The sequence below is a fragment of the Sivoneniella epilithica UHCC 1019 genome (assembly GCF_040830845.1).
Lineage (GTDB): Bacteria > Cyanobacteriota > Cyanobacteriia > Leptolyngbyales > Leptolyngbyaceae > ULC077BIN1.
This window is the reverse complement of sequence record NZ_JBFPDP010000007.1, coordinates 102,298-110,550: the sequence shown is the minus strand read 5'-3', so window position 1 is coordinate 110,550 and position 8,253 is coordinate 102,298. Positions and strand designations below refer to the sequence as shown.

7 protein-coding genes are annotated in these 8,253 nt (G+C 47.7%); 1 reads left to right on the top strand and 6 read right to left on the bottom strand.

What is annotated here, in order from left to right; all coding sequences use genetic code 11:
- Positions 1-208: 208 nt before the first annotated feature.
- The 4 genes from AB3R30_RS06795 to AB3R30_RS06780 all read right to left on the bottom strand — a co-directional run bounded on the left by AB3R30_RS06795 (position 209) and on the right by AB3R30_RS06780 (position 4,252).
- Positions 209-1,429 carry an ABC transporter permease gene (locus tag AB3R30_RS06795; RefSeq protein ID WP_458648401.1) on the bottom strand — a complete coding sequence of 407 codons (1,221 nt, stop codon included), beginning with the start codon at positions 1,427-1,429 and terminating at the stop codon, positions 209-211.
- Between the two features lie 5 nt (positions 1,430-1,434).
- The gene (locus AB3R30_RS06790) at positions 1,435-2,784 is read right to left on the bottom strand and encodes an efflux RND transporter periplasmic adaptor subunit (RefSeq protein ID WP_458648400.1); all 1,350 of its coding nucleotides are present in this window, start codon (positions 2,782-2,784) and stop codon (positions 1,435-1,437) included.
- Positions 2,785-2,876: 92 nt separating this feature from the next.
- A complete protein-coding gene (locus AB3R30_RS06785; RefSeq protein ID WP_458648399.1) occupies positions 2,877-3,422 on the bottom strand; it encodes a GbsR/MarR family transcriptional regulator in 546 nt (181 codons plus the stop codon).
- A 113-nt stretch (positions 3,423-3,535) separates the two neighbouring features.
- The gene (locus tag AB3R30_RS06780; RefSeq protein WP_458648398.1) at positions 3,536-4,252 is read right to left on the bottom strand and encodes a DUF4079 domain-containing protein; all 717 of its coding nucleotides are present in this window, start codon (positions 4,250-4,252) and stop codon (positions 3,536-3,538) included.
- A 536-nt stretch (positions 4,253-4,788) separates the two neighbouring features.
- Between AB3R30_RS06780 and AB3R30_RS06775 the strand changes: the two genes are divergently transcribed.
- A complete protein-coding gene (locus AB3R30_RS06775; protein ID WP_458648397.1) occupies positions 4,789-5,355 on the top strand; it encodes a Fur family transcriptional regulator in 567 nt (188 codons plus the stop codon).
- A 225-nt stretch (positions 5,356-5,580) separates the two neighbouring features.
- Here AB3R30_RS06775 and psbC read toward each other — a convergent pair whose 3' ends face one another.
- Both psbC and psbD read right to left on the bottom strand, forming a co-directional pair.
- Positions 5,581-6,969 (bottom strand): photosystem II reaction center protein CP43, encoded by a 1,389-nt coding sequence (psbC, locus tag AB3R30_RS06770; RefSeq protein ID WP_458648396.1) that lies wholly within the window; start codon positions 6,967-6,969, stop codon positions 5,581-5,583.
- Positions 6,953-8,011, bottom strand: coding sequence for a photosystem II D2 protein (photosystem q(a) protein) (gene psbD, locus AB3R30_RS06765; protein WP_458648395.1), 1,059 nt, complete (start codon positions 8,009-8,011; stop codon positions 6,953-6,955). Before psbD ends, psbC begins: the two co-directional genes overlap by 17 nt.
- Positions 8,012-8,253 lie beyond the last annotated feature (242 nt).

Below are 8,253 nucleotides of genomic sequence, written 5' to 3'. Positions count from 1 at the left end.
TTTGAGTTTTGGATTTTGAGTTTTGGATTTTGAGTTTTGGATTTTGAGTTTTGGATTTTGAGTTTTGGATTTTGAGTTTTGGATTTTGAGTTTCGATCAAGGATTCGGGGTCTGTAGGAGCGCAGCATTTGGCAAAAAATCTTTGGTTCATCGCAAAGGGTTCCGCTCAAATGCTACGTCCTTTCTGTTGCCCGATCGCCCAAATGATTTACGCGCTTCTGAGGGCAACAATGGGATCAAGTTTGGCGGCTTGACGGGCAGGAACTACGCCGAAGAACAAGCCGATACCGCCGGAAACGCCTACTGCTACGGCGATCGCCACGGGAGAAACAGCAGCTTGCAAAGGAGAGATGGCAGCAACCAGCGTCACGGCACCGATGCCAACGCCTGTGCCCAACAGTCCACCCGCAGCAGATAGGATCACGGCTTCGATCATGAACTGGATCAAGATATTTTGCTGAGAAGCTCCGATCGCTTTCCTTAAGCCAATTTCTTGGGTTCGTTCGGTGACGGAAACGAGCATGATATTCATGATGCCAATTCCGCCCACAACCAGTGAAATTGCGGCGATCGCGGCTAACATCACAGTCAAACCGCCAGTAATCGTGCCCACAATCGCTAGTACGTCCTTCTGAGTTTGGACGGTAAAGTCATCATCTCCAGTGATTTTATGGCGCAAGCGCAGCAGATTCGTAACTTGGAACTCTGCGGCGGGAATGCTTGCCTCATTTTTTGCCGCGATCGAGATGATATTGACATCTAGCCCGTAGGGAGAAGTTCGCCCTGACAACCGATTTGCTTGAGTGGTGATCGGCACATAGACTGAATCATCTTGGCTAGTGCCCAAAAATGCCCCTTTCGGTTGCATCACTCCAATCACACGAAAGGTAATGCCTTTAATGCGGATTTCTTGCCCAATCGCGTCTTGATTGCCAAAAAAGCGAGTCGCCACGTCGGCCCCTAATGCCACCACCTGAGTGTTTCGCTCCATGTCTTGCTGGGTGATAAACCGCCCTTTCGCTATATCAAAGCTGCGAACTGACAGAAATTCGGGGGTAGTTCCTACGACTGTAGAATTGGTGTTGAGGTTACGGTAGACAATGGGAAACTGGCTTTGTCTCTGCGCTGCGACCCCTTGGACGGAAGGCACCTGGGCGGCGATCGCCTTAGCATCTTCCAAGACCAGCGTTTTGGGTAAATCACCGCGAGGACCGTTACGTGCCTGATTGGTGCCCGGGGAGACAAACAAGACGTTGGGTCCCAAGGATTCAAACTGTTCTGAGGCTAGACGTTGAGCGCCTTGACCAATGCCAATCACCGCAATTACCGAAGCATTCCCAATAATGATGCCCAGCATGGTTAAGGTACTGCGGAGCTTGTTGGCGGTCAACGTTTTCACCGCCATCTTAGTGCTTTCTAAAAAATCCATAGCGCTTATTTCTTCTCCAATCCCTTCACAATGTCGTCAAGCTTCTGTCCCTCGGGCAACTGCACAAATACTGGGTCACCGGATTTAATTCCGCTAATGATTTCAGTTTCGTTGCCAATGTTGGGACCAATCGTGACAGGCTGAAATTTTGGCTTGTTGTTACTGTCGGGTAGCAACACGCCTGTTTGACCCTTCACCGTCACGATCGCTACTGTTGGCACCATTAACGAATCATTAATTTGTTTCCCTAAGAAAGCGAGATCGGTCGTCATCCCAGAGCGCAATTTATCTTTCCCAGTCAGCAGCTTGACCCGCACTTCAAAGGTAATCACGCCTCGTTGGGTCGCATCTTCTTTAGCTTCAGGAGAGACCAGCCGAACCACCCCTTTAAAGGTTTGGCTAGGAAACGCATCTGCCCGCAGTTCTACCGCTTGACCCTGCTTAATTTGTCCAATGTCTACTTCAGGGACTTTGGCAAGAATTTCTAAATCGTTGGCTAGGGTGACGATAGACGTTGCTGAAGAGGTGCTGGAGGCAAAACTGGTCGGCGTGACGAAATCGCCCTCGGTGGCATTTTTCTGAGTGATCACACCAGAGAACGGTGCCAAAATCACCGTGTCTTCCATCTGAGTATCGATCTGTCGCAGGCTCGCTTGGGCAGAAGCAACCTGAGCAGCGGCTTGGTCAATTTCTTGACTGCGAGAACCGTTTTTTTGCTGGGTAAGCTGTTGTTGCGAACTGGCGTAACGCGCTTTCACCTGTTCTAGATTGGCTCTGGCGCTGCGTTCTTCGTTGAGGACTTCATCCAAGCGATCGCGGCTAATCGCACCTTCGTTTGCTAGCGATTGATTGCGCTTCACTCGCGTACTTGCTAGGTCGAGCCGGGTTTGGGCAGCGGCAATTTCTGCCTGAGACTGGCTGACCGATGCTTGGGCTTGCCCAATTGCCTCAGGACGATTCCCCGCTTTCAGTAATGCCAAATTTGCTTGAGTCCGTGCGAGTTCTGCTACGGCTTGATCCCGTCTTGCATCAAGCTCTTGGCTATCCATCCGAGCAATAATTTGACCCTGCTGCACACGATCGCCCTGCTCCACATAAAGCTTGGCTAATCGACCCGCCGTTTTCGGGTTCAAATTTAACCGCTGTACTGGCACCGCCTCCCCATTGGCAGTAATTCGCACAGTTACATCTTTCTGCTGCACGGGCACGGTATAAGCTGTCAAATCTTGCTGAGGTGCTTGCCCCTTAATTGCCAAGAACGCGATCGCTGGAACACCAACCAACCCAGCCGCCAATAGCCCAACCATCCAAGGAGAAGAATTTTTGCTGACTTTATGAATAAGTGGAAGCTGCATAGTCTTAGGAATTTATAGCTTAGGATTTTAGAAGAGTTCAGAGAGGTCGAAGGTAGAGAGGCGAATGGTTGGGGGTTAACTAAAGCAGTGACTTAAAGCAGGGTTTGCTGATGCTGTTCCCAGCGTTGGGTCATCAGAGGTAGCTCTTGCTCCCAAAATGCATGAATATCTCGCATTTCTTCTAATCGCTGACGTAAGAGTGGCTCATCTTGCTCCAACAATTTCAAGCCCTGATCGGCTAATTTCCGAAAAGCAGTAATTTGTGCTAACCGCTGTTTGCTGAGTTCAGCCCAGGCATTAGGCTTAATCCGAAAATAATCTCGTCGTTGCCCCGGTAGACTAATCCGCTCAATTAAGCTCAGTTGCACAAGCAGTCGGGTCATTGTACTGATCGATCCCTTGCTTGCCTGCAATACTTCTGCTAGTTCTGTGGGCGACTGATGAGGCGGATTAGAAATTAGAAGCCAGCCAAAGACTCGCCCAGCCATCCGAGGCAAGCTCACCCCTTCAAACGAAAGTCCTACGGCTTCAATAAACTGAAAATGCTCTTCCGTGGCTAAGTTCCCAGTCTCTGCGATCGCAACTGGCGACTGCTCTACTCCTTGCCGTTGTGCGCTAATTACAGGGTTCAAGTTCACAGCACCTTTGAATTTCTGCTATGAACACAGATTAACATATATTAGTTTCTTATGTTCAGTAATTACTGAACATTCTAAATAGGAAATTTAGTGCTGATAGTCATACTCTCTTTTTATTTCTGGGGTGCGGGTTCTGGGCACTTCCTAGTTGCAAAGTTGCATTGATAAATATGAGACTCTTGCCATGAAAGCGGGATTTCGAGCAAATCACGAGTTCCGGTCATGCCTTGAGCAATAAACAGCAACACGGCGACAGAATTTAAGGTCGCGTGGACAATCCGCCAGCGATGGCTACGATCTTGATAAATGTCTTGAATAATAGCTAGGGAAAAAATCATCAGTAAGGTGGCAGTCACACCAAAATAAAAATGGGAAATAAACCATTCATTGTCTCGACGATAGATGCCGTCTTGTAGGCTAAGAACCACTAGGGCTGCACCACATAAGGTTGCAAAAATGCCACGCCACAGCTTTTTCTGCGCTTTATAAAGCATCACTAAAGAGCCAATAGTGACGACATACATCAATAAAATCAAGACAAATTTGAACGGATCGGTGTTCCACAATTGGTCTTTAGCAATTTTGCTAAACATGGGGCGGGTAATGCCGAGTAGCTCTACTCCAACGACTGATCCAGCTAACCACTGTCCTAGTTTCAAATGATCTTGCCCAACACCTGGCGGAATCTTGCTTTTTCCTTCTTCAGCGAGTTTGAGCCGACGTTCACGAGTTAACCACGCCATTCTCAGAACCATTCCGATGATTGGAAATACCACAGTAACCGCGATCGCCGGATGGACTAATCGTAGAACATCTGCAAAGTCGAGCATATTAGCACCTCTTTAAGTTCAACTAGACCAATTAAAGTATCCATAATGTGGATCGCTTAGTGAATACCGATTCTGCCCCACTATCTAAGATATCGGTAGAAATAGAGATGATAATCCTATGCCTCTTCAAAAGTACGATGCAACCGTAACAATTGGATGTGTGCCACTAGATGGATGCCACCAATCTGTTTACCCTTTTGGTTGTTTACTGAGGCTAGATACTCAGCAATCTAGCTAGTCAAGGCGCATTATCATGACAACTTTTCAAAGCAGTTTTCAAAAATCTATTAGCTGATAGGAATTAAAATCATCAACTCAGCCTAATCACAAGCGCGATCGCAGATTGTATTGTTTGCTCTCTCAACTCTATAGCAACTTAATAAAATGATGAACACCCAACAACACGTCTTCAACAGGGTTATTCAGGTAAACTGCCAAATCAAATCAAATGGGATTTAGCCATCTCTCTGCAACATATTCTCAATAAGAAGTCTTCTTGAAATTGGATGACGTTAGAATTATCATGACAACATCAAATGCAAGCCTTAGCTTCAGAGGCGATTATGTTTTCCTATACGGCTGGTTCGCTCAAATCGGAATTAAATTCAAAAGGCTGGCGATTGACTCCCCAACGGGAAACTATCCTACAGGTGTTTCAAACCCTGCCTAGAGGTAATCACCTCAGCGCAGAAGAACTGCATGACATATTAGGTCAACGTGGGGAGCCAATCAGTCTTTCCACGGTTTATCGTACTGTAAAGTTAATGGCGCGCATGGGCATTTTGCGTGAACTTGAGCTGGCTGAGGGACATAAGCACTATGAATTAAATTCTGCCTCACCTCACCATCATCACCATTTAGTCTGTGTGCAATGTAACCGCACGATTGAGTTTGAAAATGACTCCATTTGGAAGCAAGGGCTGAAACAAGTAGATAGAGCCGGGTTTCAAATGATCGATTGCCAACTAACGATTTATACTATTTGCCCAGAAGCGCTCCGAATGGGTTGGCCTGCTTCTGTTCCTAGCCATTGGATGTGTTCTCGCTCAATTGCCAGTATGGAACCTACCGAGAAGTCTGAGATTTCAAGCCCACAATCTTAGTTCACCTTAGTTCATAGACTAAACTAAGAGAAATGGCTCCTATGTAAAACCACAGGAGCCATTTTTATGAAAAGGGCATTGCTGAATTGGGGGATGAAATTTGTAGGGGCAATCCCTTGTGGTTGCTCTCTATCTTCGGCAGGGTAGGCACAAGACCTACCCCTACAATCAGAAATCATACTTGCATTCAGCAATGCCTGAAAAGATGCCTCAGTTGGCTAAGAGTTAGTCAAGATCTGGCATCGATAGAACTGCTTCATCTTCGCGATCGATGCCTCTTTCAAAGCCAGCAGCAGCAGCACGAGCGCGCCCGGCGTGCCAGAGGTGTCCAACCAGGAAGAAGAATCCCATTAGGAAGTGAAATGATGCCAACCATGCACGAGGAGACACGTAGTTAAACGAGTTAATCTCAGTTGCTACGCCACCTACAGAGTTGATAGAACCTAAAGGAGCATGGGTCATATACTCAGCCGCACGACGAGTTTGCCAGGGTTGAATATCGTTCTTGATCTTGCTCAGATCCAAACCATTAGGTCCACGCAAAGGCTCCAACCATGGACCACGGAAATCCCAAAAGCGCATGGTTTCTCCACCAAAGATGATTTCTCCAGTGGGCGATCGCATCAGGTATTTACCCAAACCTGTAGGACCTTGAGCAGAACCCACATTTGCACCCAAACGCTGGTCACGAACCAAAAAAGTCATCGCCTGAGCTTGAGAGGCTTCAGGACCCGTCGGACCATAAAACTCGCTAGGGTAGGCAGTGTTGTTAAACCACACAAAACAAGCAGCAATTAAGCTCATCAAAGACAGAGCGCCAATACTGTAGGACAGGTAAGCTTCGCCAGACCAGACCAAAGCACGACGTGCCCAACCAAAAGGCTTTGTCAAAATATGCCAGATGCCACCCGCAATGCAGATTAAGCCAACCCAAATGTGACCCCCAACAATATCTTCTAGGTTATCCACACTCACAATCCAGCCATCGCCCCCAAAAGGAGACTTAGCCAAATAGCCGAAGATAACCGCAGGGTTCAAGGTGGGGTTATTGACAATGCGAACATCACCACCACCGGGTGCCCAAGTGTCATATAGCCCACCAAAAAACATGGCTTTAGCAACTAGCAAAAATGCACCCAAACCTAACAAAATTAGGTGATAGCCAATAATATTAGTCATTTGGTTTTTATCTTTCCAGTCGTAGCCAAAAAAGCTGGAATATTCTTCCAACACTTCAGGACCACGAATGGCGTGATAAATGCCGCCAAATCCAAGCACCGCCGAAGAGATTAGATGAAGAACGCCGACTACAAAGTAAGGAAAAATATCAATGACTTCACCGCCAGCCCCAACTCCCCATCCTTGGGAAGCTAAATGAGGCAGTAAAATCATTCCTTGCTCATACATTGGCTTTTCGGGGATGAAGTGAGCAACCTCAAACAAGGTCATTGCTCCAGCCCAAAAGACAATCAAACCAGCGTGGGCAACGTGAGCGCCCAGCAGTTTACCAGACAGATTAATTAAACGGGCGTTTCCAGACCACCAAGCAAATCCAGAGGATTGCTGATCGCGACCAGCGCCTACAAGCATTGAACTATTAGAGAGCGTTACCACGGGGAAGCACCTCCTCAGGGAAGATAAAGTTTTCGTGAATCTGGTCTTGAGGAGCCATCCAAGCGCGGATGCCTTCATTGAGCAGAATGTTCTTAGTGTAGAACGTTTCAAACTCTGGGTCTTCTGCGGCTCGGATTTCCTGAGAAACAAAATCATACGCTCTCAGGTTGAGCGCTAACCCAATGATGCCAATCGATGCCATCCACAATCCCGTCACTGGCACAAACAACATGAAGAAGTGCAGCCAGCGCTTGTTGGAAAAGGCAATACCAAAGATCTGCGACCAAAAGCGGTTCGCTGTCACCATGGAGTAGGTTTCTTCGGCTTGGGTGGGCGAGAACGCGACAAAGGTGTTTGAGCCTTCGCCATCTTCAAACAACGTGTTCTCGACCGTTGCTCCATGGATGGCACAGAGCAATGCTCCACCCAAAATCCCAGCAACGCCCATCATGTGGAACGGGTTAAGGGTGAAGTTATGGAACCCTTGGACAAATAGGATGAAGCGGAAGATACCCGCTACTCCTAAGCTCGGTGCAAAGAACCAGCTTGATTGTCCCAAGGGGTAGATTAAGAAGACTGAGACGAAGACGGCAATCGGTCCCGTGAAGGCGATCGCGTTGTAAGGACGGATGCCCACTAAGCGAGCAATTTCGATTTGGCGTAGGCAGAAGCCGATGAGAGCAAATGCGCCATGGAGGGCAACGAATGCCCACAGACCGCCCAGTTGGAACCAGCGGGTCAGGTCGCCTTGGGCTTCAGGACCCCACAAAAACAAGAGGGAGTGTCCGAGGCTATCGGCAGGAGTGGAAACGGCTGCGGTTAGAAAGTTGCAGCCTTCAAGATAAGAAGATGCCAGTCCGTGGGTATACCAGGAGGTGACGAAGGTGGTGCCGGTCAGCCATCCGCCCAGTGCCATGTAGGCGCAGGGGAACAGCAGTAAGCCGGACCAACCGATGAAGACAAAGCGATCGCGTTTCAGCCAATCGTCAAGAGCGTCAAACAGCCCTTGTTTTGCAGGCGCGCGCCCCATTGCTACGGTCATGGATTCAAATCCTCTAGGGTTACTAAAAGTGCAAAAAGTCTAGAGTGAAAGGCTCATATGTGTATACATCATAGGAGAAATCAGAAATTTTACAAACTGATACGAAGATTCTCATTAATGTTTCAGCTTACATATTTAAATTTACAGAGCCAAAGTGTCAAGTTGTTGCTTCTGATTCGACAAGGCGGCGATATGCTTCCTATCCGATAAGATTGAGATAGAAAGAATATCTGTTCATTTTT

Excerpts from the sequence above, each read along its gene's own strand:
- psbD (WP_458648395.1), bottom strand. The coding sequence starts at position 8,011 with ATGACCGTAGCAATGGGGCGCGCGCCTGCAAAACAAGGGCTGTTTGAC.
- AB3R30_RS06795 (WP_458648401.1), bottom strand. The coding sequence starts at position 1,429 with ATGGATTTTTTAGAAAGCACTAAGATGGCGGTGAAAACGTTGACCGCC.
- AB3R30_RS06780 (WP_458648398.1), bottom strand. The coding sequence starts at position 4,252 with ATGCTCGACTTTGCAGATGTTCTACGATTAGTCCATCCGGCGATCGCG.
- AB3R30_RS06790 (WP_458648400.1), bottom strand. The coding sequence starts at position 2,784 with ATGCAGCTTCCACTTATTCATAAAGTCAGCAAAAATTCTTCTCCTTGG.
- AB3R30_RS06775 (WP_458648397.1), top strand. The coding sequence starts at position 4,789 with ATGCAAGCCTTAGCTTCAGAGGCGATTATGTTTTCCTATACGGCTGGT.